This window comes from Immundisolibacter sp., from assembly GCF_050250495.1.
In the GTDB taxonomy this organism is placed as follows: Bacteria; Pseudomonadota; Gammaproteobacteria; order Immundisolibacterales; family Immundisolibacteraceae; genus Immundisolibacter.
Genome location: NZ_JBFWOM010000009.1, coordinates 44,356 through 70,383, shown reverse-complemented (window position 1 = coordinate 70,383; position 26,028 = coordinate 44,356). Strand labels below are relative to the sequence as shown.

Here is a 26,028-nt window from a genome sequence, read left to right as displayed (position 1 = left end):
GTGCGCTCAGACGTGGTAAGCCGCGCTCAGCTCATGCACCGCGTCAACCAGCACGCGCACGTGCTCCGGGTCGGTCTGCTGCAGCACGCCGTGACCCAGGTTGAACACGTGCCCCGGCCCACGGCCGTAGCTGTCGAGCACGCGCGCGACTTCTGCGCGGATACGCTGCGGCGGCGCGAACAGCGCGATCGGGTCGAGGTTGCCCTGTAGCGCCACCCGCCCGCCGGTCGCCGCGCGCACGGCGCCAAGTTCCTGCGTCCAGTCGACGCCGAGCGCCGCCGCACCGATGCCGGCCTGCTCGGGCAACCACTGCCCGCCGCCCTTGGTGAAGGCGATCAGCGGCAGCTCGCGGGCGGCCGCACTGGCCGCAAGGCGCGCGACCACACGCGCCTGATACGCCAGCGAGAACTCGCGATACGCGGCGGTGCTGAGCACGCCACCCCAGGTGTCGAACAGCATCAGCGCCTGCGCACCGGCGGCGGCCTGCGCTTCGAGGTAATCGCCCACCGCCTCCGCCAGCAGGGCGAGCAGGCGATGCAGCGCCGCGGGGTCGGTGTAGGCGAGGCTCTTGATGAGGCGGAAATCGTCGCTGCCGCCGCCTTCCACCATGTAGCAGGCGAGCGTCCACGGGCTGCCGGAGAAGCCGATCAGCGGCACCCGGCCGGCGAGCTCGCGACGCAGCATGCGTACGGTGTCGAACACGTAGGGCAGCGCGCGTTCCACATCCGGCAGGCGCAGCGCGTCGATGTCGGCGGCGCTGCGCACAGGGCGCTCGAAGCGTGGCCCCTCGCCCTCCACAAAGTGCAGACCAAGCCCCAGCGCGTCCGGGATGGTGAGGATGTCCGAGAACAGGATGGCGGCGTCAAGATCGAAGCGCGCCAGCGGCTGCAGGGTGACTTCCGTCGCCAGCTCCGGGCTGCGCATCAGGTTCAGGAAACTGCCGGCGCGCGCGCGGGTGGCGCGGTACTCCGGCAGGTAGCGCCCGGCCTGGCGCATGATCCACACCGGCGTGCGGTCCACCGCCTCCCGGCGCAGCGCGCGCAGCAGGCGGTCGTTTCGCAGCGGCGGCAGGCTCGCCACCGCCTCAGACGCCGAGGTACTGCAGGATGCCTTCCGCAGCCTGGCGGCCGTCGTAGACGGCAGTCACCACCAGATCCGCGCCGCGCACCATGTCGCCGCCGGCGAATACCTTGGGGTTGCTGGTCTGGTGCGCGTGGGCTGCCTTGGCCGGCGCGTGCACGCGCCCACCGGCGTCGGTGGCGATACCGGCGGTCTCGAACCAGGCCGGCGGGTTCGGCCGGAAACCGAAGGCGATGACCACCGCGTCCGCCGGCACCACTTCCTCGCTGCCGGGGATGGGCTGCGGCTGGCGGCGGCCCTTGGCGTCCGGCGGGCCGAGCTCGGTGCTGACCATCTTCACGCCGCAGGCACGGCCGTCGGGGCCGGCGACGATTTCGAGCGGCTGGCGGTTCCACAGGAACTGCACGCCTTCGTCCTTCGCGTTGCCTACCTCGGTGCGTGAGCCCGGCATGTTGCGCTCGTCGCGCCGGTAGGCGCAGGTGACCGAGGCCGCGCCCTGGCGGATGGCGGTACGGTTGCAGTCCATGGCGGTGTCGCCGCCGCCCAGCACCACCACGCGCTGGCCGGCTAGGTCGACAAAGTCGGCGGGATTGCGCTCGAAGCCGAGCTGGCGGTTGGCGTTGGCCACCAGATACGGCAGCGCCGCGGTGACGCCGGGCAGGTTCTCGCCCGGGAAACCGCCCTCGACGAATTTGTACGTGCCCATGCCGAGGAACACAGCGTCGTAATCCGCGAGCAGGCTCTCGAACGTGATGTCACGCCCGATCTCGACGCCCAGCCGGAACTCGATGCCCATGCCCTCGAAGATGCCGCGCCGACGCTGCACGACCTCTTTTTCGAGCTTGAAGCCGGGGATGCCGAACGTGAGCAGGCCGCCGATTTCCGGATAACGGTCGAAGACCACCGCCTTGACGCCTGCCCGCGCCAGCACGTCCGCGCAGCCCAGGCCGGCAGGGCCTGCGCCGACCACCGCCACGCGCTTGCCGGTCGGCACCACGCGCGACAGATCCGGCTTCCAGCCGAGCTTGAACGCTTCTTCCGAGATGAACTTCTCGATGGCGCCGATGGTGACGGCACCGAGGCCGTCGTTCATGGTGCAGGCGCCCTCGCACAGGCGGTCCTGCGGGCAGATGCGGCCGCAGATTTCCGGCAGCGAGTTGGTCTGGTTGGACAGCTCGGCCGCTTCGAGGATCTTGCCGTCCTGCACCAGCTTCAGCCAGTCCGGGATGAAGTTGTGCACCGGGCACTGCCACTCGCAGTACGGGTTGCCGCAGTCGACGCAGCGCGCCGCCTGACGGGCGGCGTGGGCGGCATCGAATGGCACGTAGATTTCATTGAAGTGCTGGATGCGCTGCGGCGCCGGCTGCTTGTCGAGCTGGCGCGGCACGTCGAGGAACTGCAGCGGATTCTTGCGGGACTTGGGGGCAGCGGCCATGAACGCGGAGTGCTCGGGTGGAGGATGAGGAGGGCGCAGCCGCTCAGCGCGACCCGCGCACGGCGTCGAGCAGCACGGTCAGTTCGCGCGCCTGCGGCTTCACCAGCCAGAATTTGCCGCGCAGCTCCGGCAGGTTGTCCAGAATCTGCCGGCCCCAGTCGCTTTGCGTCTCCTCGACGTACTCGCGAATCAGGTTGCGCAGGAAACCGACAGCGATGGCGGTGTCCTCGGTGTTGATGCGTTGCAGCTCCACCAGTTCCGGGTTGTAGCGCTCGGGCAGGTGATTGTCCGGGTCGTAGACGAAGGCAAGACCGCCGGTCATGCCGGCGCCGAAGTTGACGCCGGTCGGCCCGAGGACCACGACCACGCCGCCGGTCATGTACTCGCAGCCATGGTCGCCCACGCCTTCCACCACCGCGACGGCGCCGGAGTTGCGGACCGCGAAGCGCTCGCCCACCTGGCCGGCCGCGAACAGCTTGCCGCCGGTGGCACCGTACAGGCAGGTGTTGCCCATGACGGTGGTCAGGTGGGTTTGCAGGCGACTGGCGCGCGGCGGGCTCAGCACGATCTTGCCGCCCGCCATGCCCTTGCCGACGTAGTCGTTGGCGTCGCCTTCCAGCAGCAGGTGCAGGCCGCCCGCGTTCCACACGCCAAGGCTCTGCCCGGCGTGGCCGCGCAGCTTGACGGTGATCGGCGCGTGGTCCATGCCGTGGTTGCCCCAGCGGCGGGCGATCTCGCCCGACAGGCGCGCGCCGATCGAGCGGTGGGTGTTGCGGATGTCGTAATGGAAGATGCCGCCGCGCGCGTGCTCGATGGCGTCGAGCGTGTCCGCCACCATCTGCTCGGCGAGCTCGCCCTTGTCGTAGGGCTCGTTGCAGGCGGCGGTGCAGTACTGCTTGCCCTCGACAGCCAGGCCCTTGCCGCCGAGCAGCGGTGCGAGGTCCAGGTGCTGCTGCTTGGCGGTGCCGCCGGCGCGCGGCTGCATCAGATCGGTGCGGCCGATCAGCTCCTCGATGCTGCGCACGCCGAGCGCAGCCAGCCACTCGCGCGTTTCCTGCGCCACGAAGCGCAGGTAGTTCTCGACCATGTCCGGCAGGCCGGTGAAGTGCTCGCGGCGCAGGGTTTCGTTCTGCGTGGCGACACCGGTGGCGCAGTTGTTCAGGTGACAGATGCGCAAATACTTGCAGCCGAGCGCGATCATTGGCGCGGTGCCGAAGCCGAAGCTCTCGGCGCCCAGCATGGCGGCCTTGATCACGTCGAGACCGGTCTTGAGGCCGCCGTCGGCCTGCACGCGCACCTTCTCGCGCAGCCTGTTAGCCAGCAGCGCCTGATGCGTTTCCGCGAGACCGATCTCGAACGGAATGCCGGCGTATTTCACGGACGTCAGCGGGCTCGCGCCGGTGCCGCCGTCGTAGCCGGAAATGGTGATCAGGTCCGCGTACGCCTTGGCGACGCCGGCCGCCACCGTGCCGACGCCAGCCTGCGCCACCAGCTTGACCGACACCAGCGCCTGCGGGTTGACCTGCTTGAGGTCAAAGATCAGCTGCGCCAGATCCTCGATCGAATAAATATCGTGGTGCGGCGGCGGCGAGATCAGCGGCACACCCGGCATGGTGCAGCGCAGGCGGGCGATCAGCTCGTCCACCTTGTTGGCCGGCAGCTGGCCGCCCTCGCCGGGCTTGGCGCCCTGCGCGATCTTGATCTGCAGCACCTCGGCGTTGACCAGGTAGTGCGGCGTCACGCCGAAGCGGCCGGACGCCACCTGCTTGATCTTGGACGTGCGCTCGGTGCCGTAACGGGCCGGATCCTCGCCGCCCTCGCCGGAGTTGGAGCGTCCGCCCAGGCGGTTCATGGCGATCGCCAGCGCCTCGTGCGCCTCCGGCGACAGGGCGCCCAAGGACATGCCGGCGCAGTCGAAACGCTTGGTGATGGCCTCGATCGGCTCCACCTCGTCGAGCGGGATCGCCGCGCCGGGCTTCACGTCGAGCAGGTCGCGAATGGTCGCCACCGGGCGCTCGTTGACCAGCCGCGAGAACAGCTTGTAGTCCTCGTAATCGCCGCTGCGCGCGCAGGCGATCAGCGCCCGCACCACGTCCGGGTTGTAGGCGTGGTACTCGCCGCCGTGCACGTAGTTCAGCAGCCCGCCCTGCGCCAGCGGCTTGCGGGTGGTGGCCGCGGCGTCCGCGAGCGACAGCAGGTCCGCTTCGATGTCCTCGAAGGTGGCGCCCTGCAGACGGCTCACGACGCCCTCGAAGCACAGACCGATCACCTCGTCGTGCAGGCCGATGGCCTCGAACAGCTGCGCGCCGCGGTAGCTCGGCAAGATCGAGATGCCCATCTTGGACATGATCTTGAGCAAGCCCTTGTTGATGCCGGCGGCGAACGCGGCGCAGCCGCGCTCGGCACCGTCTTCGCCCAGCATGTCGGCGATGCTGGCGTAGGCCAGATACGGGTAGATCGCCGTCGCGCCCAGCCCCAGCAGCACGGCGAAGTGGTGCGGGTCGCGCGCGCTCGCGGTCTCGACCACGAGGTTGGCATCCGAGCGCAGTTCGAGCCGCGTCAGGTGGTGGTGCACGGCGCCGGTCGCCATCGGCGCCGGCACCGCCAGACGCTGCGGCGAGGCGGCGCGGTCGCTCAGCACGATGATGACCTTGCCTTGCCGCACGGCCATCTCGGCTTCGGTACAGATGCGCTCGACCGCGGCCTTGAGAGCGCTTTGCCCGGCCGGCGGTCGCGCGTAGCACAGGTCGATCCTGACGTGCGGATAGTCGCGCTCACCCTCCGCCAGCAGGCGCTCGAAGGTGTCGCGGCTCAGCACCGGGCTCGCCGTGGTCAGGCGGCGGGTGTGGTCCGGTGTTTCCTCGAACACGTTGTGGTTGCGCCCGAAGCTGGTGCTGAGCGACATCACGATGGTTTCGCGCAGCGGGTCGATCGGCGGGTTCGTGACCTGCGCGAACGACTGCCGGAAGTAGTCGTACAGCGAGCGCGCCTGGCCGGACAGCACCGCCATCGGCGCGTCGTCGCCCATGGAGCCGACCGCCTCCTGGCCGTCCACGGCCAGCACGCGCAGCACCCGCTCACGCTCCTCGTAGCTCAAGCCAAACAGCTTCTGCTGGGCCTTTAAATCGTCCCCCGACAGCGCCTCGGCCTTGAAGCCGCCGTTCTCGACGTCGTCCAGACGCCGCACGTGGCGCTGCAGCCAGCGCCGGTAGGGCTGGCGGCGCTTCAGGCGCTCGTCGATGTCGGCCGGCAACAGCAGCTCGCCGGTTTCGGTGTCGGCGGCGATCATCTGGCCGGGCATGAGGCGGCCGCTCGCCACCACATCCTCGGGTGCGTAGTCACGCACACCGATCTCGGACGCGAGCGTGATGATGCGGTCGCGCGTCACCACCCAGCGCGCCGGGCGCAGGCCGTTGCGGTCCATGGTGCAGGCAGCGTAGCGACCGTCGGTCAGCACGATGCCGGCCGGCCCGTCCCACGGCTCCATGATCATGCCGTGGTACTCGTAGAACGCCCGCAGGTCCGCGTCCATGCCCGGCACATGCTGCCAGGCCGGCGGAATCATCAGGCGCATGGCGCGGAACACGTCCATGCCGCCGGACAACAGCACATCCAGCATGTTGTCCAGGCTCATCGAGTCCGAACCCCAGGTCGACACCAGCGGCAGGATGTCCTCGACGTCCGGAAACAGCGGGCTCGCAAACTTGTGCCCGCGGGCGATCGCCCAGTAGCGGTTGCCTTCGAGCGTGTTGATCTCGCCGTTGTGGGCCAGGTACCGGAACGGCTGGGCGAGCTGCCAGCGCGGCCAGGTGTTGGTCGAGAAGCGCTGGTGGTACACGCACACGCTGGACGCGAAGCGCGGGTCGCCGAGGTCCGGGTAGAACTGCGGCAGCCGGTCCGGCATCACCAGTCCCTTGTAGACGATGACGTGGCACGACAGGCTGGTGACGTAGAACTCGGGGTCCGCGGGCTCGATGCGCTTCTCGGCGCGCCGGCGCGCGAAGTACAGGCGCCGGTTGAAGTCCTCGTCGGTGATCGTGTGCGGCGCGGTCACGAACACGTGCTCGATGCGCGGCAGCATGGCGAGCGCCTGCTCGCCGCAGGCCGCCGGGTCCACCGGCACCTGCCGCCAGCCGGCCACGCCGAGGCCCTCGCAGGCCAGCTCGGCGGCCAGGATGGAGCGCGCATTGTTCGCCAGCTCTGCGTCCGGATTCAGAAACACCGCGCCCACGGCATAGTTCTCGCCGATGCCCATGCCGGCCGAGGCCGCCACCGCTCGCAGAAACGCATCGGGCTTGCGGATGAGCAGCCCGCAGCCGTCACCGGTCTTGCCGTCGGCCGCGATGGCGCCACGGTGCGTCATGCGCGCCAGCGAATTGATGGCCGTGGTCACCAGCTCGTGCGAAGCCTCGCCATCCATGTGCGCTATCAGGCCGAAACCGCAGTTATCGCGCTCGAAGCGGTCGCGGTACAGCGTGTTGGAAAGGTCGGGTTTCGTGCTCACTGAATCTGACGTCTCTGTCTAACGGCACCGAGAAGATGCTGGGCGCGCGCAGGGGGAGCAGCCGCGCCGACTGGCCCCGCCCGTGAACGAACCGGCGATTCTAACCGCCGACGTTATGCCCCACAAATGTGCAAATGCTCGGTCGCCACGCAACCTGCGCACCCGTGATTGCCATGACCCATCAGGCTCACGCCGCGCCGCGGCAGCAGCGGCATGTCAACCTGCTAGACTGCCAACGCCCTGCACGTGAAGCCGTTGCAAGGGCCGTGCCGGCCGCGCGTCGGCCCGAATCCCGACCCCGGACTGGCCCGTCGCCACGTCCCCCAGCGCAACGAGGAGCCCCCATGACCCACGAGCTGCCCCCCCTGCCCTACGCCATCGACGCCCTGGCGCCGCACATTTCCAAAGAGACGCTGGAATACCACCACGGCAAGCACCACAAGACCTACGTCGACAACCTGAACAAGCTGATTCCGGGCACCGAGTTCGAAAACCTGTCGCTCGAGGACATCGTGCGCAAGTCGACCGGCGGCGTGTTCAACAACGCGGCGCAGATCTGGAACCACACCTTCTACTGGAACTGCCTGGCCCCGAACGCCGGCGGCAAACCGGCCGGCGCGCTGGCAGCCGCCATCGACCAGGCGTTCGGCTCGTTCGACGCCTTCAAGGAAAAATTCAGCCAGACCACCATCGGCACCTTCGGTTCCGGCTGGGGCTGGCTGGTCAAGAACGCCGCCGGCGGCCTTGAGGTCGTCAGCACCAGCAACGCCGGCTGTCCGCTGACCGCCGGCCAGACGCCGCTGCTGACCTGCGACGTCTGGGAGCACGCCTACTACATCGACTACCGGAACCTGCGCGCCAAGTACGTCGAGACGTTCTGGAATCTCGTGAACTGGGACTTCGTGGCCCGAAACTTCGGCTGAGCCTGCGGGCACCGACCGACGCGGATCGACACGGGGTGCTGCGGCGCCCTGTGTTTTGTCCGCCTCCCGCTCAAGCCTGCCGATGCACCCGCTCTCGCCTCGCCAGTGGTTCGCGCTTGCCGCTGCGACCTGCGCCGGCCTGCTGGGCTTCGGTTATTACCTGCAATTCGCGCAGGGACTCGAACCGTGCCCGCTGTGCGTGCTGCAACGCCTGGCGTTCATGGCCTTCGGGGTGATCGCCCTGGTCGGCGTGTTCCTGGCCCGCGGGCGCCTCGCCACGCGCGTGCTGGCCGCGCTCGGGCTCATCGCGGCCGGTCTTGGCGCCGGCGTCGCCGGCCGTCAGGTCTGGCTGCAGTCGCTACCGGCGGACCAGGTGCCGGCCTGCGGACCGGGCCTCGATTACATGGTCCAGAACTTTCCGCTGCTGAAAACGCTGTCCATGGTGCTGCGCGGCTCCGGCGAGTGCGCCGAGAACGCCTGGCAGTTCCTTGGGCTTGGCATCGCCGCGTGGGCGCTGGTGTGGTTTGCGCTGCTGGCAGCGCTGTCGGTTTACCTTGTGTGGCGCCCCGCGCGCTGACATCGCGTTCGATAAACAAATCCGAGGAGAACGACCCATGAAGATCGACTGCTTCACGCACGTGATGCCGAAGCCCTACATCGCGCGCTTCAGCGCCGCGGTGAAGGACTTCTACCTCGGCGACCTGCCGAAGAAGATTCCGGAGATGGTCGACATCCAGCCGCGGCTCGACATGATGGATCGGCTCGGCATCGACCAGCAGGTGTTCACGATTGCGACTCCGCCCATCGAGGAAGTGGTGGCGGACCCCAATCTCGCGGCCGAACTCGCCACCGTCGCCAACGACGCCATCGCCGAGATGGCCGCCCAGCGCCCGGACCGGTTCCTGGCGGTGGGCACCATTGCCATGAACAACATGGACGCCGCCGTGCGCGAGGCCGAGCGGGCCGTGAAGCAGCTCGGCATGAAGGGCATTCTCATCTACAGCAACTGCCAGGGCCGCGCCATCGACGCGCCGGAGTTCATGCCGTTCTACGCCCTGATGGCGGAACTCGACCTGCCGATCTGGCTGCACCCGGCGCGCACGCCGATGCGCCCGGACTACGTGGACGAGGACCGCTCGCAGTACGCCATGTGGCAAATCTTCGGCTGGCCGTTCGAGACCAGCATGGCGATGACGCGGCTGATCTTCGCCGGCGTGCTGGACCGCCACCCGAACCTGAAGATCATCACCCACCACGCCGGGGCGATGATTCCGTACTTCGACAAGCGCATCGAGTACGTGTACCCGCTGTTCGAGTCACTCGGCCAGATGGGTGACGCAATGACGCGCCTGCAAAAGCCGCTCATCGAGTACTACCGCATGTTCTACAACGACACGGCGGTGATGGGCTCGGTCGGCGGCATGCACGCGGCGTACGCGTTCTTTGGCGCCGATAAGCTGGTGTTCGGCACCGACACGCCGTTCGATACCAAGGGCGGCGCGCTGTTCACGTCGGACACGATCTTCAGCATCGACGCGCTGCCGATTCCGCCGGCCGAGAAGGCGGCGATCTACGCCGGCAACCTCAAGCGGCTGCTGAAGCTGTAGTTGCTTGTCGCGCCCGGCAGGCTCGGCCTGCCGGGCGCGTTCGGATCACGCCGCCAGCGGGAATCCGAATACCTTGGCGACGTTCTCGTACACCATCTTGCGCGTTTCGTCCGCCGGGCAACCGACGAAATCGCGCCCGACCTGCCGGCGCGAGAACGGCCACACGCCCTCGGTGTGCGGGTAGTCCGAGCCCCACATGATGTTCTCGACGCCAATGATGTCGCGCGTGCGCACGCCGGCGCGGTCGTCCTCGAAGGTGGCGAAGAAATTGCGCCGGAAGTAAGTGCTGGGCGCTTCTTCCAGGCGCGGCTTCATCCAGCCCTTGTGGTCGTGCCACCAGTGGTCCATGAGATCCAGCACGGCGGCGATCCAGCCGATGCCGCCCTCGACCAGCGACCACTTCATGCGCGGAAAGCGCATCGGCGCGCCGCCCCAGATCACGAGGTTCAGGGGCTCGGCGAGCTGCTGGAACTTGCCGCCGCACACCAGCGCGCCGCTGGCCCCCGGCCCGCGGATATGCGCCGGGAAGCTGGTGCCGCCGAGATGAAACGTGCACACCACGCCCATGTCCTGCAACCGCGCCCACAGGCCGTCCCACACCGGCTGGTTGTAGGGCTGCGCGGTATTGGTCGCCGGCAGCATTACAGCCGCCAGACCCAGCTTGCCGATGGCACGCTCGGCCTCGGCGATGATGGTCTCGATCGGCCCCTTGCCCGGCAGCAGCGCGGCGCCCTTCAGCCGCGTCGGATGCGCGGCGCAGAACTCGGCCAGCCAGTCGTTGTAAGTCCTGCAGACGGCCGTCTCGTACTCGGCGTCCGGCGTTTCGCACACGAACAGGCCAACACCGGGGTAGATCACCTCCCCGCTCACGCCGTCGAGGTCCTGGTCCTTCATGCGCGCGTCCGGGTCCCAGCCGCCCGGGCGCGTGTCCTCGTAGCGGAAATCGGTGATCTTCGGGATCTCCACGCCGCGGGCCTTGAACTCGATCATCGGCCCCTCGAAGGCCAGCGGCCGCGGCTTGAGGCCCTGAACGATCATGCTGTCGCCGAGCCCTTCAATCGCCTCGATGCGCGGCGCGCTGTCGCGCCACTTCGCATCCATGCGCGTCAGCCACAGGTCACGCGGTTCGACCACGTGCGAGTCAGCGGACAGCAAGGGTCCCTGGTAAGGGGTGTCGGTCATGGCGGCTTCTCCTCGGTTGGAATCGCAGTGTCAATAAGGATCAAAGTGTTCCGGCCGCTGCGACAGCCAGGTTTCGCCCCAGTAGCGTCCGCCGCCGTCCACCACCAGCGTCTCGCCGGTAACGAACTTGGCGGCTGGGCTTGCCAGGTACGCGCAGGCTTCGGCGACGTCGTGGACATCGCCCAGCATGCGCATGGGGTTCGAGTTGTAAAACTGGTTCAAGCGCTCGCGCGGGTACTGCGCAAAGCCGCTGCTCTCGATGGCGCCGGGCGCGACGCAGTTGACGCGTATGCGGTGCGGTGCCCACTCCACGGCCAGCGTGCGGGCGAGATTCATCACCGCCGCGCGCGACGCGCTTGAATGCGCAATGCTCGGCATGCCGCGAAAGTTGTCGAGCACGATGCTGACCACATTGCCGGCGTGGCCCTGCTCCCGCCAGGCGCGGGCCGCGGCCTGCGTCACGTACCAGGTGCCGTTGAGATTGGTGTCGATCACCGCGTTCCAGCCGCGTGGACTCATGTCGAGCGCCGGCTGCGCAAACTGCCCGCCGGCGTTGTTGATCAGCGTGTCGAGCCGCCCAAAGCGCTCCCACGTGTGCACGATCAGCGCCTGCACCTGCTCCGGATCGCGGATGGTCATGGGCATCGCGTCGGCGTCGGCGCCGAGCTCGCGCAGCAAGGCCAATGTTTCTTCGAGCGGCTCGGGGCGGCGCCCGCAGATCATCACCGCGGCGCCAAGGCGTGCAAACAACACCGCAATCGCCTTGCCGATGCCCGTGCCGGCACCCGTGACGAGCACGGTCTGGCCTTCGAACAGATCGGTGCGGAACACCGTTGGGCGGGTCCGCAGCGCGTCGTCGTCCAGACCAAAGGACGTGCGGGCGGACAGGTCGTCGAACAAGCAAGGCCTCCTCGGAGCGCAGCGGCCTGTCCCTGGCCTGGCGGCGCCGCCGGCTTTGAGCCGGGAGCCGCATTTTCTGAACGTTCGTTCGGCTATTTTATGCGCAAGCGCCAGTCAGGCGCCAAGGTCCTCAGGCCTTGGCGCTGGGACGGGCCGATACCGACGTATGCCAACGCAGCAGATGCGGGCGTTCGTCGCCCACGCGGATGCCGCTCACGCGGCCAAAATCGATGCCGCACAGCGCGGTAATGTCGGCCACCGTGAAGCGCTCGCCGGCGATGAACGGCCGCCCGTCGGCGAGTTCGGCATCGAGCCAGTCGAGATTCTTCAGCGCCCGTGCGCGGGACACCTCGCCAAATTCGGCCACCTGCGCGTGCTTGCCCTTGAAGAACGGGTGGATGTGCCGGAACACGTTGGCGATCGGCCAGAAAATCTCGAACTCAATGCGCCGGTTCCACATCTCGACCCGCGCGGCGTCGAGGCCGGGCTCTCCAAAAAGCTTCGGTTCCGGCTGCAAGTGCTCGAAATAACGACAGATAGCCATGGAGTCGCTGAGGTGACTGCCATCGTCAAGCTCAAGCACTGGCACCTGCGCCAGCGGGTTTCGGCGCAGGAACTCCGGCGTCAGGATGCCGCCGTCGGCGATGCCGACCGGCACGACCTCGATGCCCGTAATGCCCTTTTCGGCCAGGAACACCCGCACGCGGCGGGGGTTTGGCGCGACCCGATCTTCGTACAGCTTCATGCCTTGTCCTCCGGTAGCACCAGCACGGCGCACGGCGCATGCTGCACCACCCACGCCGAGGCCGACGGGACGAATACGCGCTCCAGCAGCGAGCGCGGGCGGGTTTCGAACACGATCAGGTCTACGTCGTGCTCGCGCGCCAGCGCCACCACGCCTTCGCCGACGTCGTCGACGCGCGCCACCGCGTCGTGCGGAACGTCGCCCAGCTCCTCGGCGATGATGGCGCCGAGCGCGCCTTCCAACCGGTTGCGAATCTGGTCGATGCTTTCAAGGCGAAACCCTACCTGCTCCATGTGCCCCGGCTCCGGGGACACATAGGCGAGGATCAGCCGGCTGCCAAGCTCGCGGGCCATCTGCCCCGCTGCCCGCAGTGCAAGGCGCGCCGGGCGGTCGGCGGTCAGCGGCACCAGAATAGTCTTCGGAGCGAGTGACTTGTGCATGGCCGTGTCCTCTTCTTTGTTGCAAAACGGACCCATCAGCCGGCCATCGAGTAGCCGCCGCTCACGGACAGCACTTGTCCCGTGACGTGGCCGGCGACCCGATCGGAAGCCAGAAACAGCACCGCGTTGGCAATGTCCTGCGGCTTGCCGATTTTCTTGAGGGGCAATGCCTTGGCGACTTTTTCCAGCTGCTCGTCCGTGAACATGGCGCCTTTGTTGGCCCACATGCTGCGTGCGCCGACCTCGGCCGGGTCGTCCGGAATGGTGACGCCGGGGCAGACCACGTTGCAGCGCACGCCGAAGCGGCCGTTTTCCCTGGCGATGGTCTTCATGAAGCTGTTGATGGCCGCCTTCACGCCGCCGTACACCGCCTCGCGCGGCTCGCCCTGGCGGCTGGCGTCGGAGCTGATCGACACGATGGCGCCGCCGCCGGACTTCAGCATCGTGTCGAGCGCGGCGCGCGTGCAGTTCAGCACGCCGACGTAGTTGATGCGGATGATCTTGTCCCAGAACTCGGGCGTGGTCTCGGTGAAGAACATCAGCTGATCCCAGCCGACGGCGTTGACCAGCACCTTGACCGGGCCGTGCGCCGACTCGGCCGCCGCGAACAGGCGTTGCACCTGGGCAAGGTCGGTCACATCGGTGGCCACGGCCTGCGCCTGGCCGCCACGGGCGCGTGCTTCGTCGGCCACCCGGCCGGCCTGCTCGACATCGATGTCGCCAATCGTCACTCGCGCGCCCTCGGCCGCAAAACCGAGCGCGATGGCGCGGCCGATGTTGGAGGCAGCGCCGGTGACGATGACACTCAGTCCCGCATAACCCAGATCCACGCGTGTTCTCCTTTTCGTTGTTGATACGCCGCTTGCAGTGTCTTGCAACGCGCGATGTCCAGCAAGCGAGACGCAGAACGCCCCGGCGCTAGCCCGAAGACTCCCGGCCGCGCCGCGGCGGCGCGCTCACCCCGGCGGTCAGCACCAGCCGCATCGCCTCCTGCGCGGGCAGGTCGAGCGGCGTGATGCGATCGCGCGGCACCAGCAGCGTGTAGCCGCCAATCTGGTAGCTCATCGGCAGGTACACAGCCACCCGGCCGTCGCGTTGGTCCGGCGGCGCGAGGCTGCCCACCTCGTCGCGGGTGATGAAACCGACCGCACCGATGTCCGGCGTCAGCGCCACGTGCACCACGCGCGCGAGACGCTCCTGCCCGCCTCCGGTCAGGAACGCCGACAGATCGCGCACGCCGCCGAATACGGTCTTGACGATCGGGATGCGTTCCAGGGCGCGCTCGGCGAGGCGCACCACGCTGCCGAACAGCCACGCGTCGGTCATCAGCCCGGCCACAAAAATCAGCACCACCGCCGCCGCGAGGCCCATGCCCGGCCGATACACCCCCGCCGGCAACACCGCCCGCAGCGCGGCACCCAGCAGGCTCTCGCCCGTCGTGGCGAGCCACCACAACAGATACAGCGTGACCACCACCGGCAGCACCGTGGCCAGGCCCTTGAGCAGGATGTTTCGCAGCACGCGCATGATGGTCATGTCCTCCGGCTCAGGGGTCGGGCCGCTCGCCCGGCGGCACATTGCCTTGCAGGTTCCGGCGCAGGATGGGCAGTTCGCGTCGGTAGCCTTCGGCATCGCCGTACGGCACGAACTGCCCGTACTGGCGATGCGGCGCGTTTACCCGCGCGGCGTGGCGCACCGGGCACCAGTACTGCTCGGTGCGCCCGGCAATCTCGCGTGCATAGGCGAGCAGGCCGTTCGCGTAGGCGCAGTAATCGCAGTTCAGCTTCTCGATGACGTTGAGGTAGCCAAGGCGGTGGCGGTCGAAAGCGAAGAACGCGCCGCGCCGCACCCGCCCGATGCCCCAGGCACGGAAACAGACGTGTTGAAACACGGTCAGCGCCAGGTCCAGCAGCGCCAGCGGCACGACCAGGCCGTAGATCACCGGCGCCGTCAGCAGGTGCGCGGGACGGGCGCCGAGCAGGTACGGCAACAGACGTGTGCGCACGGCGCGGTGGCTGGCACGCAGACGTTCGCTGCCTTCGGCGAACCGTCCAGCGAACTCGACACGCAGGCGCTCGGCCTCCGCCTCCAGCTCCTGTTCGAGCGCCCACAGGCGGCTTCGCAACTCATCGAATCGGGACATGATGGGCGACCGGCGGTGGATGACGGGCGCCATTGTCAGGCAGCGGAAAAACAAAAGCCCGCCCGGGATCTTCCCCGGCGGGCTTTGTCGATCTCACGAACCTGCAGGCTCTACACGTTGAACACGTCCATCTGGCGCGGGATCACGTCGTTGCAGACCACAATGTACTTCTCGCGAATCTGCAGTGCGTCGCCGGCCCGCGTCAGGCGGTAGCGGTAGTGGCCGAAGAACATGTCGGTGCGCTGTTCCTCGTGCTTGTAGGTGTTGACCTGAAAGTTGGCGGTGGCGATCACTTCATCCGCCGTCGCCTCGCGCAGGCGGATGTTGGTCACGAAGTGGCGTGTGCGCGGCATGCGCAGCAGCGACGACGACAGGCCGGACTCGATGCGCCACACGCGGTCGCCCATGCGGTCGCGGTTGCCGCAGTAGATGAGCGAGATTTCCGCCTTCGGGTTGTCGATCAGCACGTCGTCGTCTTCCCAGGACGGCGCCCAGTAGACGGCGTCGTCCTGGTACAGCGCGAGCCAGTCGTGCCAGCGCCGCTCGTCGAGGCAGTCGGCCTCCTCAAGCAGCAGTTCGGTGACGGCGTCCTTCAGCACGGGGTCAGGCCGCATGGCGCTTGGCCTCCTCGCGACGCAGGCCGTCCGTCATCAGCTTCAACCACTGCCGGTACTCGCCGTGGTACAGCGTCTCGTCGGCAAAGCGGCTGGCGCTCACCTGCGGGTTGAAACCGAGCTCGCGGGCGTGCTCGTCGGCGCCGACGATGCGGCGCTTCATGCCGCGGTCGAAATCCTGCCACTCGGCGTTGCGCCCGTAGTAGCCGGACTGGCAGGCGTCGAATTCGGTCAGATCGTCCGGCGTCGCGATACCGCTCGCGCCGTAGAAATCCTCGTACTGACGCACGCGCCGCTCGCGCGCCTCCTCGCTCTCACCCTTGGGCGCCACGCAGTACGCGTGCACCTCGGTCTGATCGGGAGCGATCGGCCGCCACGAGCGCAGCTGCGTCGAGATGCCGTCGAACAGGATCACGTTCGGGTAGATCAGCACCTGGCGCAGGCGCCCGGCCATCCACTTGGCCTGCAGCGGGCCGACGCGCGCCTCCAGCGTGTCGTACTGCATGCCGAGCGCCCGGTCGCGGAAGTTCGGCACGTCGGTCCAGATCATGACGTGGCCGTTGCCGAGGTCGTAGTTGCCGTTTTGCGTGTTCTGCATGTCGACCTTGATGGCCTTCACGTTGTCCGCACCGCCCGCGGCTGCCGCCTGCTTGGCGCGCTCCTGCGCCAGGCGGAAGTAGGACGCGTGCACGATGTCCACGTGGTAGCCGTCGACGCCGTTCTCGGCCTGCATCTTCCAATTGCCGCGGTGCGTGTACACGGAATGCCCGCGCAGCACCTCCAGCCCGTCCACGGACTGGTTGGAGAACAGCTCCAGGAACGGCGCCGCTGCCGCGAGGTGCGTTTTCAGGTCCGGCACGTCGGGGTTCAGGCTCGCGAAGATGAAGCCGTGGTAGCTCGCCACGTGCGGCACCGGCGTGAGCCCGTAATCGGCCTTGGTCCAGTGGTCCGGGTAGGCACCGCCCGCCTCGTCCTTCACGTCCAGCAGCGCGCCCTGGTTGTCGTACACCCAGCCGTGGTACGGGCAGGCGAAACGCTTGGCGTTGCCGCGCGCCTTGCGGCACACCATGGCGCCGCGGTGCGAGCAGGCGTTGATGAAGCCGCGCAGCGCACCGTCCGCGCCGCGGGAAATGATCACCGGCTGGTGGCCGATGACGGTGGTCAGGTAGTCATTCGGATTCGGGATCTGGCTGTCGTGGCCGATGTAGATCCAGGTCGCTTCCCAGACGTGCTTGATTTCGAGCTCGAACAGCTCGGGGTCGGTGTACAGCGAGCGGTGGACCTTGAAGGTCTCGCCCGGCTTGTCGACGATGCGCCAGGTGATGTCTTCGATGCGCATGGTGGGGGCCTCCGGCGTGGGGTGACACGGCCTGACCAGTCGGTCGGCACGCCGCGATGATACGGGATCACCCTCCCCTCGCCGACCCCTTCGCCGGCCCCCTCGCCGACCCCGGGGCAGGCACCGCTTACACGCTGAACACGTCGAGCTGGCGCGGGATGATGTCGTTGTTGACGACCACCTTCTTGTGCACGATGCCGAAGCCTTCGCCCCGCCGGCGCAGCGCGTACTGGTAGGTGCCGAAGAAGAAATCCACGCGTTTTTCGTCGTGCTTGAAGGCGTTGGTCTGGAAGTTGGCCGTGACCCGCTGCAACCCATCCCGCTGCCCGGCGAGGCGCACGTTGGTGACGAGATGCGTCACCCGCGGCATGCGCAGCAGTGACGACGACAGGCCCGAGCGGATGCGCCAGATGCGCTCCTCCAGCCGCTCGCGGCCCTCCAGGTAGATCAGCGACAGCTGCGTGTCCGGATCCTCGTTCAGCACATCGTCGTCGTCCCAGGCCGGCAGCCAGAACACGCAGTCGGTCTCGTACAGCGCCAGCCAGTCGTCCCAGCGGCGCTGGTCGAGGCAGGCGGCTTCCTCCAGCAGAAAGTCCGCCGCCTCGGCCAGCAGTTGAGTGTCGATCGTCATGTCAGGCCACCTCGCGCTTCCCGGCGTCACGTTCCAGGCCCTTGCACAGCGTGCCGAGCCAGTGCCGGTACTCGCCGTGGTACAGCGTCTCGTCGGCGGCGTCCGGTGCGCTGTAGCGCGCCTTGATGCCGACCTCGTTGGCAAAGTCATCCGGCCCGGCCACGCGCCGCGCCATGCCGCGGTCGAAGTCCTGCCACTGCGCATTCCGTCCGTAGTAGCCGGACTGGCAGGCGTCGAACTCGGTCAGGTCATCCGGCGTCGCAAGGCCGCTCGCGCTGTAGAAGTCCTCGTACTGGCGCAGGCGCCGGCGCCGCTGCTCGGCCGACTCGCCCTTCATGGCGATGCACTTGACGGTGACCTCGGTCTCGTCCTGCGACAGCGGCCGCCAGGTGCGCACCTGGGTCGAGATGCCGTCGAACAGGATCAGGTTCGGGTAGATCAGCACCTGGCGCAGGCGCGCCGCCATCCAGCGCGCGCGCGGCTCACCCATGCGCTCGACGAGACTCTCGTACTGCATGCCGGCGGCGCGGTCGCGGTAGTTGGCGACGTCGAACCAGATCAGCACGTGGCCGTTGCCGAGGTCGTAATTGCCGCTGTGGGCCTTCGGGTTCAGCACGTCGATGGCCTTCACCTGATCCTTGCCGGCGGTCTCGGCGGCCTTCCTGGCGCGCAGGGCGGCGAGGCGAAAGTACGACGTGTGCACCGGGTCCACGTGATAACCGTCGACGCCGTTCTCGGCCTGCATCTTCCAGTTGCCGTGATGCGTGTACACGGACAGGCCCGGCAGCACCTCCAGCCCCTGCTCGGACTGGTCGGCGAACATGTCAAGAAAAATGGCCGCGCCGGCCAGGTGCTCCTTCAGCGGCAGCACGTCGGCGTTCAGGCTCGCGAAGATGAAGCCGCGGTAGGACGCCACGTGCGGCACCGGCGTCAGACCGTAGCCGGACTTGTCGAAGCCCGGCAGATAGCCGCCGCCGGCCTCGTTCTTCACGTCCAGCAGCGCGCCCTGGTTGTCGAACACCCAGCCGTGGTACGGGCAGGTCCACAGCTTCGCGTTGCCCTTGCGCTTGCGGCACACGTTGGCGCCGCGGTGGCTGCACGCGTTCACGAAGCCGCGCAGCACGCCATCCGCCCCGCGGGCGATGATGACCGGCTGGCGGCCGATCACGGTGGTGATGTAGTCGTTCGGGTTCGGCAGCTCGCTGTCGTGGGCGATGTAGATCCAGTTGCCCTCGTAGATGTGCCGGAGTTCCGCCTCGTAAATCTCGGGGTCGGTATAGATCGAGCGGTGGACCTTGAACGTCTCGCCCGGCTTGTCGATCACGCGCCAGCGCAGGTCTTCGGGCTTCATGGGGCACTCCTGGTCGGGCGGCGCGCGGCACGGCGCGCCGGGGCTTGCAACAGGCGCCAAGCGTGGCAGGAGCGCAGAGCGCGCTATTGACGATCGTCAAGTGGCCGTTGCCAGCCTCAAAACCACAGCCGCAGGCCCGCCACCAGCGCCGGCACGCTGACCTCCTCGCCCTCGTCGCGGGCAATGTCTGCCGTGTCGCCGAGCTTGCGCGTCCACTCCACGCCCACGTAGGGCGCGAACTCGCGGCGGATCTCGTACCGCAGGCGCAGGCCGATCTGCACGTCGTTGATGCCGCTGCCGACGCCCCACGATCGCGCCCGCTGCGCGGCGGCGTTGATCTCGACGCGCGGTTGCAGCACCAGGCGCTGCGTGAGCAGCAGTTCGTACTCGAACTCGGCGCGCAGGCTGACGTCGCCGTCCTCGCTCACGAACAGCGCGGCTTCGGTCTCGAAGCGGTACGGCGCGGTGCCCTGCACGCCGAGCACGCCAAACGCGCGGTCGCGGTCCGGCCCGCTGCCGTAGGCGCGGTCGTAGCGCACGCCGACCTGCGCATCCCAGTACGGCGCGACAAGTCGGCCATACAGCGCCTGCACCTCGGCCTCGCCGTGGCTGTCCGAGATCGCTTGCTCGCCCTCGGTCTTGAGCCACAGGCGCCGGTAATCGCCGCCGTACCAGCCCTGCGCGTCCCACAGCAGGTGGTTCGGCCCCTCGTCGTCGCGGTATTCGAGCCGGTCGACCAGCAGGTAGCCGAAGTTCTGGTGGTCCTCGTGCACGTGCGGCCAGTCGGCCGGCACGTGGCCGGCGCCGGCGTCCGCAGCGAGTGCCGGTGCGACGGCCTCGATCAGCAGCAATGCCAGCAGCGGCGCGCGCTTCGCGGTGTGCATCAGACCACCTCCACCACGCGCATCATGCCCATGTGCATGTGGTACAGCAGGTGGCAGTGAAACGCCCAGCGGCCGGGTTCGTCGGCGGTGATGAGCAGCCGCAGCCGCTCGGCGGGCTTGACGCTCACCGTGTGCTTGCGCGGCCGGTACTCGCCGGCGCCGTTGTCGACCTCGAAGAACATGCCGTGCAGGTGGATGGGGTGTTCCATCATGGTGTCGTTGACCAGCGTGAGCCGCAGGCGCTCGCCGTGGTGGAACAGGATCGGGCCGCGGACTTCCGAGAACTTCTTGCCGTCGAAGGACCACATGTAGCGCTCCATGTGGCCGGTGAGGTGCAACTCGATGTCGCGCGCCGGCGGCCGCGCGTCGCGGCCAGGCGTGCGGGCCAGCAGGTCCGCGTATACCAGCACCCGGTGGTCGACGTCGGCGAGCCCGGTGCCGGGCTCGGCGGTGCGGTCGCGCTCGACCTGCGCGACGGCCTGGTTGCCGACGCCATGCGTGTCGCCATCGTGCATGGCCAGCACCGGGCCCGGCGCGGCGCGCTCGTTGCCGGTTCTGGCGCTGCGCGGGCCGGGCGCGTGCCCCATGGCGGCGTGGTCGACCGCCGGCGAGCTGCCCATTGCGTGGCCGGCGTGCAAGTCCGGCGCCGAATGGCCCATGGTGGTGTGCCCAGCGTGCGGATCGGCGGCCGGGGATTTGACCTGTGCTCCGTGGCCCATGGCCGAGTGGTCCACGCTGGGCTCGGCGGCGTCGCCCGCGTGCCCGCCGTGGCCCGCGTGGTCCATGCCCATGTCCGTCATCGTGCGCAGCGGGCGCCTTCTCAGCGCCGGCACGGCGGCCGTCATGCCCACGCGCGGCGCGAGCGTGCCGGCCGCAAAGCCGCTGCGGTCCATGGATTCGGCAAACACCGTGTAGGCGCGATCCTCGGGCGGGGTGACGATGACGTCGTAGGTCTCGGCGATGGCGATCTGGAGTTCGTCCGTCTCGACCGGCTGCACGTCCTGCCCGTCGGCCTGCACCACGGTCATCGGCAGACCGGGGATGCGCAGGTTGAAGTAGGTCATGGCCGACGCGTTGATGATGCGCAGCCGCACCCGCTCGCCGGGCGTGAACAGGCCGGTCCAGTTGCCGGCCGGGTGCAGGCCGTTCATCAGATACGTGTACGTGTGGCCGGTCACGTCGGCAATGTCGGCCGGACTCATGCGCATCTGCTGCCAGGCGAGCCACTGCCGCCAGGCGCCCTCCTGCGCAACCTGCGGCAGCGTCTGTTCCTGGAAGTTGTAGTAGTGACTGACTTTCTTGAGCCTGGCGAGCACCGCGAAGGGGTCCTCGAAGGTCCAGTCCGACAGCAGCACCACGTAGTCGCGGTCAAAGGCTTCCGCATAACCGCCGGCCGGGTGGATCACCAGCGGCCCGTACACGCCGGTCTGCTCCTGAAGGCCCGAGTGGCTGTGGTACCAGTAGGTGCCGGCCTGCCGTACCGGGAAGCGGGCCTCGAACGTTTCGCCGGGCGCAATGCCCGGAAACGTCACGCCCGACACGCCGTCCATCTCGAACGGCAGCAGGATGCCGTGCCAGTGGATCGACGCATCCTCGTCGAGCGTGTTGTGCACGCGAAGCCGCGCCTCGTGGCCTTCGTACAGCTCGATCAGCGGCCCCGGCACGGTGCCGTTCAGCGTGTGGGCGAAGGCCGACTTGCCTGCGATGTCGATGCGCTGGCGCGCCACGGTCAGGTCAACACTCACCGGCCCCGGCTGGCGCGCATGTGGCGCGGCCATCCCCGGTGCGGCCCAGGCAGGGAGCAGGGCCTCGAGGCCCGCCAGCAAGCCGCCGGCCGCCATGCCGCCGAGCAGGCGGCGGCGGGTGCGAAGGTCGGGCGGGCGTACTGAGGTGTTCATGCGGCTATTCTGACCCGAGCTTCCAACCGAGCCGAGCCATGCCGCTAGACAGCGAAACCTGCCGCAAATTCGCCACCCGCCTGCGCGAGGCCGCCCGCGAACGGCGCGCCGGCAGCCCACTCAGCGACGATTGCCCGACGCTTACCGAGACCGACGCCTACGCCATCCAGGCCGAGCTGCTGCGCCTGACGGGCGGCACACGCACCGGCTACAAGCTCGGCTTCACCAGCGCCGCCATGCGTGAGCAGATGGGCGTCGACCACCCCAACAGCGGAGTGCTGCTCGCGGCCATGCGCATCGACGGGTCGGACCTGCCGGCGGGCGAGCTGATCCAGCCGCGCGTGGAGCCGGAAATCGCGATCCAGCTCGGGCGCGATCTGCGGGGAGCTGATGTCACACCGGAGCAGGTGGCCGACGCCGTCGTGGCCGTGCTGCCGGCCATCGAGGTGGTCGACAGCCGCTACCGGGCCTACCGTTTCAAGTCGGTCGACAACATCGCGGACAACAGCTCGGCGGCGCGCTACGTGCTGGGCGCACCCCACTCGCTGGCGGACGTCGGCGACCTGCGGCGGGTGGAGGTGCAACTCCACATCGACGGTCGCGGGGTCGATCAGGGCGTCGGCGCCGCCGCGCTCGACTCGCCGCTCGCGGCGGTCGCCTGGCTCGCGCGGCATCTGGCCGTACGCGGCGAGCGTCTGCAGGCCGGTGAAGTCGTCCTGACCGGCGGGCTCACGCGGGCCCACGCGCTGCCATCCGGCTCGATCGCCGAGGCGCGATTCGGTGCCGGCCTTGGAACGGTGGTCCTGCGCCACCGCTAGCCGCGCAGTCGTTCGCCCGCCCACGCAGCGTGCGGCGGTGTCCGGCCAAGGCCGGCACAGCCGCACGGTCAGTCTGCGAATTTCAGGCAGTCGCGGCCTGCGTCCTTGGCGGCGTACAGCGCCGTGTCGGCGCGGCGCAGCAGGTCTTCCGGGGCGTCGCTCGGCCGCCGCAAGGCACAGCCGCCGGAGCAGGTCACCACGGTGCCGGGCGGCAATTCAGCAAGCTGCATCTGCTGCAGGCGCTGGCGCAGGCCGGTCACCAGCCGCTGTACTTGCACCGGGTCGTCAATGAACAACAGCACGGCGAACTCCTCGCCGCCGTAACGGGCCACAAAATCGTCCGCGCGCAGGAACGACCGGCTCAGCAGATCGCTCACGGCGCGCAGCACGGCATCACCCGCGCCGTGGCCCAGCGTGTCGTTGATGCGCTTGAAGTGGTCGAGGTCGAACAGCAGCAGCGCAAGCGACTGGCCGCCCGCCTGTGCGAGGTCCACGTAACGGCCGAGCGCCTCGTCGAAGGCGCCGCGGTGGAACAGGCCCGTCAGCGGGTCGAGCTGCATCTGCTGGCGCGCGTCGTCGAGCGCACTGCGCATGGCCGCGAGGTGCTGGCCGAGTTCCCGCACCTCGGTTTCGACATCGGCCTTGGCCTGCTCGGCCGCCTGCACCCGCGCGCGGAGATCTTCCAACTGGCTGTCGAATTCGCCGCGCAGCTCGCCCATGAGTTGGCTTAGATGGCCAGCCATGCCGGCGAACTCCGCCCGCAACTGGTCGACGGCATTGCTGGCCAGCAGCGTCTGCACCCGGTTCAGCGTGTGCTCCACGGCCTGCGCCGCCTGCCCGCTGCCCCGGCTCGCGGCGCGCAACGCCGCCAACAGATCCTGCGCGAGTGCGCCGTATTCACGCTCTCGGCGTTGCACCACCCGTTGTTCCGACTGCCGACGCTCGCGAAAGAACCGCTGCGCCTGCGCCCACTGCGGGCCGTTGCTATCCGAGCCCGCAAGCCCGGGTGCCGGCGACCCCGTCAGCAGGTGCCGGCTCCAGCCGTCGTAGTCGCCGTAAATCTCGTGCGCCCGGGCCGGCTCGGCGACGACCGGAATCGCCGGCACGGCGCGAAACACGGCCGCCAGGGTGTCGAGCGCGGCGGCGGTTTCGAGGGCAAGTGCGGGTTCTGACATCGGCGGGACTATCGGCAATTCTGGTAGCGTGTTTACGGTCCAAAAGGACGCCGGCTTGAGGAGGACACCATGACACTCGAAGCCCTAGACCACTGCGCCATTCGCACCACGCGGCTTGAAGAAACGCGCCGCTTCTACGTGGACGCGCTGGGCCTTGAAGTCGGCCCGCGCCCGCCGCTCGCCCTGCCCGGCTACTGGCTGTACGCCGGCGGGCGGCCGATCGTGCACCTGATGGAAATCGGCGAGCACTACGAGGCCGACGTGTTCGGGCAGCCGATGCACGCTGCGCGCGGCCCGGAAGGCCCGGGCGTCGATCACCTGGCGTTTCGCGTCAGCGGCCTGCCGGCGCTGCGCGAGCGGCTGACGCGCCTCGGCATCCCGTTTCGCGAGCTGTCGATGCGCGCCGCGGACCTGCACCAGGTGTTCGCCACCGACCCCAACGGCGTGATCGCCGAGTTGAATTTCCAGGCCAGCGCCGAGGGCGTGTAGCCGCCGCGAGCCTTACAACCGGGACGCGCCGCGCGGGCGACGCGCGGCGAGCCAGCGCCATACAAGCCGCGCCGCCAGCACCGGCAGCACGAGCACCGAAATCCACCCGAGCAGGATGACCACCAACTTCAAGCCGTCCGGCAACATGCCGCTGTGCGGACCGGCGAGCAGCATGACCAGAAAAAACGCAACGACCCCCACCACGGCGAACGTGGCGACGTAGGCCAAGCCGGTGAGCAGATACGGCATCGTCGACGGTCCGCGCTGTTACTGAACGCGGACCGGCACCTGCTCAAGCACGCCGCTTCATCATCAGCGTGAACTCGCCGTCCTGCACACGCTCGCCGCGCTGATTGGTAACGGAAAACGCCAGCGTCACCACGCCGCGGTCGGGCTTGGAGGTTTCCTTCACCGCCCGCACGCGCATTTCGGCGGCGATGGTGTCGCCGAATTTCACCGGCGCCGTGAAGCGCCAGGTGAGCCCCAGAAAGCCGATGATGGTGCCGTTGATGACGCCCGTCTGGTGCATCAGGCCGGACACGATGGCTAGCCCGAGCAGACCGTGCGCGATCGGCTCGCCGAACTGCGTCTCGGCGGCAAACACGCGGTCCGTGTGCAGCACGTTGTAGTCGCCGGACAGGCCGGCAAACGCCATCACGTCGGCTTCGGTCACGGTGCGGCGCACGGTCGGGATCACGGCGCCGGGCGCGAAATCCTCGAAAAACCAGGGCGTCATGGCGGCTCCTTTGCGGGCTGGGCGGGAGCCGCGATTATGCGCTGGGACCCCCGGCACCCGCGGCGGCGAAACGGCGTCACGCTTTTCGATGGCGGTCCTGCCACCAGCTCGCGAGCACGCTGCCGGCCAGGATCACCGCCACCATCCCCAGCGCCACGCCAATCGGCAGCTTGTACACCTCCGCCAGCAGCATCTTCCCGCCGATCAGCACCAGGATCAGCGCGAGGCCGTACTTGAGCAGCCGGAACCGCTGCGCCATGTCCGCCAGCAGGAAGTACAGCGCGCGCAGGCCGAGGATGGCGAACATGTTGGACGTGAACACGATGAACGGATCGCTGGTGATGGCGTAGATCGCAGGGATACTGTCCACCGCGAACACCAGGTCGCTCAGCTCGATCATCACCAGCACCAGAAACAGCGGCGTGAACCAGCGCACGCCGTTCTGGCGCACCGTGAAGCGGTCGCCGTGGTAGTCGTCAGTAACGCGCAAATGCCCGCGCAGCCAGCGCAGCGCCGGGTTCCTGGCCAGATCCGGCGCGTGATCGGCGGCCAGCATCATGCGCAGGCCGGTGAACACCAGCAGCGCGCCGAACAGGTACAGAATCCAGTGAAAGCGCGCGATCAGGACCGCGCCGGCCAGGATCATCACCGCGCGCAGCACGATGGCGCCGAGCACGCCATACAGCAGCACGCGGCGCTGGTATTCGGCCGGCACCGCGAAGTAGCTGAAGATCATGACGAACACGAAGATGTTGTCGACCGCGAGCGCCTTCTCGACCAGGTAACCCGTAAGGAACTCAAGCGCCTTCTGGTTGGCAATGTCGCGCCCGAGCTCACCGTCGAGCCACCACCACAGCCCGGCGTTGAAGGCGAGCGCGAGCGCAATCCACACCACCGACCAGGCGCCGGCCTCGCGGGCGCTGACGCGGTGCGCGCCCTGGCGGCCGAGCAGCAACATGTCGATGGCCACCATCACGCCGATGAAGGCGACGAAGCCCGCCCACATCCAGCCGTTGCCGATCGTCTCGATCATGGAATCGTGTTCTCCGGGACACAGCCTGCCGGTGGCTCGCCGCAGCTTGCCGGCCGGTTACAGCAAGTGAAAAAAAGGGGGGCGCAGCGAGCGCCCCTGGG

The 26,028-nt window shown here is 68.4% G+C and carries 25 protein-coding genes; 5 read left to right on the top strand and 20 right to left on the bottom strand.

Translation table 11 applies throughout. The annotated features are described in order from the left end of the window. Nucleotides 1-6 precede the first annotated feature (6 nt). From hemE to gltB, 3 genes are read right to left on the bottom strand one after another with little or no spacing between them, the layout of a single operon-like run. Nucleotides 7-1,071: a uroporphyrinogen decarboxylase gene (gene hemE, locus AB7F93_RS08305; protein ID WP_428302464.1), complete on the bottom strand. Its 1,065-nt coding sequence runs from the start codon at nt 1,069-1,071 to the stop codon at nt 7-9. A 13-nt stretch (nt 1,072-1,084) separates the two neighbouring features. Beyond that, nucleotides 1,085-2,515 (bottom strand): FAD-dependent oxidoreductase, encoded by a 1,431-nt coding sequence (locus AB7F93_RS08300; protein WP_428302432.1) that lies wholly within the window; start codon nt 2,513-2,515, stop codon nt 1,085-1,087. Nucleotides 2,516-2,558: 43 nt separating this feature from the next. Next, a complete protein-coding gene (gltB, locus tag AB7F93_RS08295) occupies nt 2,559-7,019 on the bottom strand; it encodes a glutamate synthase large subunit (RefSeq protein WP_428302431.1) in 4,461 nt (1,486 codons plus the stop codon). 344 nt (nt 7,020-7,363) lie between these two features. Between gltB and AB7F93_RS08290 the strand changes: the two genes are divergently transcribed. From AB7F93_RS08290 to AB7F93_RS08280, 3 genes are all read left to right on the top strand, one after another. Beyond that, a complete protein-coding gene (locus AB7F93_RS08290; protein WP_428302430.1) occupies nt 7,364-7,942 on the top strand; it encodes a superoxide dismutase in 579 nt (192 codons plus the stop codon). Between the two features lie 82 nt (nt 7,943-8,024). Continuing rightward, nucleotides 8,025-8,519 (top strand): disulfide bond formation protein B, encoded by a 495-nt coding sequence (locus AB7F93_RS08285; protein ID WP_428302429.1) that lies wholly within the window; start codon nt 8,025-8,027, stop codon nt 8,517-8,519. Between the two features lie 37 nt (nt 8,520-8,556). After that, nucleotides 8,557-9,549 carry an amidohydrolase family protein gene (locus AB7F93_RS08280; RefSeq protein WP_428302428.1) on the top strand — a complete coding sequence of 331 codons (993 nt, stop codon included), beginning with the start codon at nt 8,557-8,559 and terminating at the stop codon, nt 9,547-9,549. Nucleotides 9,550-9,594: 45 nt separating this feature from the next. Here AB7F93_RS08280 and AB7F93_RS08275 read toward each other — a convergent pair whose 3' ends face one another. The 13 genes from AB7F93_RS08275 to AB7F93_RS08215 all read right to left on the bottom strand — a co-directional run bounded on the left by AB7F93_RS08275 (nt 9,595) and on the right by AB7F93_RS08215 (nt 21,676). Next, nucleotides 9,595-10,731: an amidohydrolase family protein gene (locus tag AB7F93_RS08275; protein WP_428302427.1), complete on the bottom strand. Its 1,137-nt coding sequence runs from the start codon at nt 10,729-10,731 to the stop codon at nt 9,595-9,597. A gap of 30 nt (nt 10,732-10,761) precedes the next feature. After that, nucleotides 10,762-11,631 carry an SDR family oxidoreductase gene (locus AB7F93_RS08270; protein ID WP_428302426.1) on the bottom strand — a complete coding sequence of 290 codons (870 nt, stop codon included), beginning with the start codon at nt 11,629-11,631 and terminating at the stop codon, nt 10,762-10,764. Between the two features lie 130 nt (nt 11,632-11,761). Continuing rightward, nucleotides 11,762-12,376 carry a glutathione S-transferase family protein gene (locus AB7F93_RS08265; RefSeq protein ID WP_428302425.1) on the bottom strand — a complete coding sequence of 205 codons (615 nt, stop codon included), beginning with the start codon at nt 12,374-12,376 and terminating at the stop codon, nt 11,762-11,764. Next, complete coding sequence (locus tag AB7F93_RS08260) at nt 12,373-12,816, bottom strand: universal stress protein (protein WP_428302424.1); 444 nt, start codon at nt 12,814-12,816, stop codon at nt 12,373-12,375. Before AB7F93_RS08260 ends, AB7F93_RS08265 begins: the two co-directional genes overlap by 4 nt. A gap of 35 nt (nt 12,817-12,851) precedes the next feature. Then, nucleotides 12,852-13,646 carry an SDR family NAD(P)-dependent oxidoreductase gene (locus AB7F93_RS08255; RefSeq protein ID WP_428302423.1) on the bottom strand — a complete coding sequence of 265 codons (795 nt, stop codon included), beginning with the start codon at nt 13,644-13,646 and terminating at the stop codon, nt 12,852-12,854. A gap of 88 nt (nt 13,647-13,734) precedes the next feature. Beyond that, complete coding sequence (locus tag AB7F93_RS08250) at nt 13,735-14,352, bottom strand: DUF502 domain-containing protein (protein ID WP_428302422.1); 618 nt, start codon at nt 14,350-14,352, stop codon at nt 13,735-13,737. A 10-nt stretch (nt 14,353-14,362) separates the two neighbouring features. Then, nucleotides 14,363-14,959 carry a hypothetical protein gene (locus tag AB7F93_RS08245; protein WP_428302421.1) on the bottom strand — a complete coding sequence of 199 codons (597 nt, stop codon included), beginning with the start codon at nt 14,957-14,959 and terminating at the stop codon, nt 14,363-14,365. A gap of 110 nt (nt 14,960-15,069) precedes the next feature. Then, a complete protein-coding gene (locus tag AB7F93_RS08240; RefSeq protein WP_428302420.1) occupies nt 15,070-15,573 on the bottom strand; it encodes an aromatic-ring-hydroxylating dioxygenase subunit beta in 504 nt (167 codons plus the stop codon). Further along, the gene (locus AB7F93_RS08235) at nt 15,563-16,912 is read right to left on the bottom strand and encodes an aromatic ring-hydroxylating oxygenase subunit alpha (RefSeq protein ID WP_428302419.1); all 1,350 of its coding nucleotides are present in this window, start codon (nt 16,910-16,912) and stop codon (nt 15,563-15,565) included. The genes AB7F93_RS08240 and AB7F93_RS08235 overlap by 11 nt, the downstream gene beginning before the upstream one ends. Before the next feature lie 127 nt (nt 16,913-17,039). Continuing rightward, a complete protein-coding gene (locus tag AB7F93_RS08230; protein ID WP_428302418.1) occupies nt 17,040-17,543 on the bottom strand; it encodes an aromatic-ring-hydroxylating dioxygenase subunit beta in 504 nt (167 codons plus the stop codon). Between the two features lies 1 nt (nt 17,544). Next, a complete protein-coding gene (locus AB7F93_RS08225; protein ID WP_428302417.1) occupies nt 17,545-18,894 on the bottom strand; it encodes an aromatic ring-hydroxylating oxygenase subunit alpha in 1,350 nt (449 codons plus the stop codon). 116 nt (nt 18,895-19,010) lie between these two features. Further along, a complete protein-coding gene (locus tag AB7F93_RS08220) occupies nt 19,011-19,778 on the bottom strand; it encodes a copper resistance protein B (RefSeq protein ID WP_428302416.1) in 768 nt (255 codons plus the stop codon). Then, nucleotides 19,778-21,676: a copper resistance system multicopper oxidase gene (locus AB7F93_RS08215; protein ID WP_428302415.1), complete on the bottom strand. Its 1,899-nt coding sequence runs from the start codon at nt 21,674-21,676 to the stop codon at nt 19,778-19,780. Before AB7F93_RS08215 ends, AB7F93_RS08220 begins: the two co-directional genes overlap by 1 nt. Nucleotides 21,677-21,714: 38 nt before the next feature. On the opposite strand from AB7F93_RS08215, the gene AB7F93_RS08210 reads away from it, so the two are divergent. Beyond that, nucleotides 21,715-22,494: a 2-keto-4-pentenoate hydratase gene (locus AB7F93_RS08210; protein WP_428302414.1), complete on the top strand. Its 780-nt coding sequence runs from the start codon at nt 21,715-21,717 to the stop codon at nt 22,492-22,494. Nucleotides 22,495-22,562: 68 nt separating this feature from the next. Here AB7F93_RS08210 and AB7F93_RS08205 read toward each other — a convergent pair whose 3' ends face one another. Beyond that, a complete protein-coding gene (locus tag AB7F93_RS08205; protein ID WP_428302413.1) occupies nt 22,563-23,669 on the bottom strand; it encodes a diguanylate cyclase in 1,107 nt (368 codons plus the stop codon). Between the two features lie 69 nt (nt 23,670-23,738). Here AB7F93_RS08205 and AB7F93_RS08200 point away from each other — a divergent pair, with 69 nt between their 5' ends. Then, complete coding sequence (locus AB7F93_RS08200) at nt 23,739-24,158, top strand: VOC family protein (protein ID WP_428302412.1); 420 nt, start codon at nt 23,739-23,741, stop codon at nt 24,156-24,158. A 12-nt stretch (nt 24,159-24,170) separates the two neighbouring features. Here the strand turns inward: AB7F93_RS08200 and AB7F93_RS08195 are convergent, their stop codons facing one another. The 3 genes from AB7F93_RS08195 to AB7F93_RS08185 all read right to left on the bottom strand — a co-directional run bounded on the left by AB7F93_RS08195 (nt 24,171) and on the right by AB7F93_RS08185 (nt 25,927). Further along, a complete protein-coding gene (locus AB7F93_RS08195; protein ID WP_428302411.1) occupies nt 24,171-24,407 on the bottom strand; it encodes a hypothetical protein in 237 nt (78 codons plus the stop codon). Nucleotides 24,408-24,450: 43 nt separating this feature from the next. Beyond that, nucleotides 24,451-24,894, bottom strand: coding sequence for a MaoC/PaaZ C-terminal domain-containing protein (locus AB7F93_RS08190; RefSeq protein ID WP_428302410.1), 444 nt, complete (start codon nt 24,892-24,894; stop codon nt 24,451-24,453). 76 nt (nt 24,895-24,970) lie between these two features. Beyond that, nucleotides 24,971-25,927: a TerC family protein gene (locus tag AB7F93_RS08185; RefSeq protein WP_428302409.1), complete on the bottom strand. Its 957-nt coding sequence runs from the start codon at nt 25,925-25,927 to the stop codon at nt 24,971-24,973. Between the last annotated feature and the right edge of the window lie 101 nt (nt 25,928-26,028).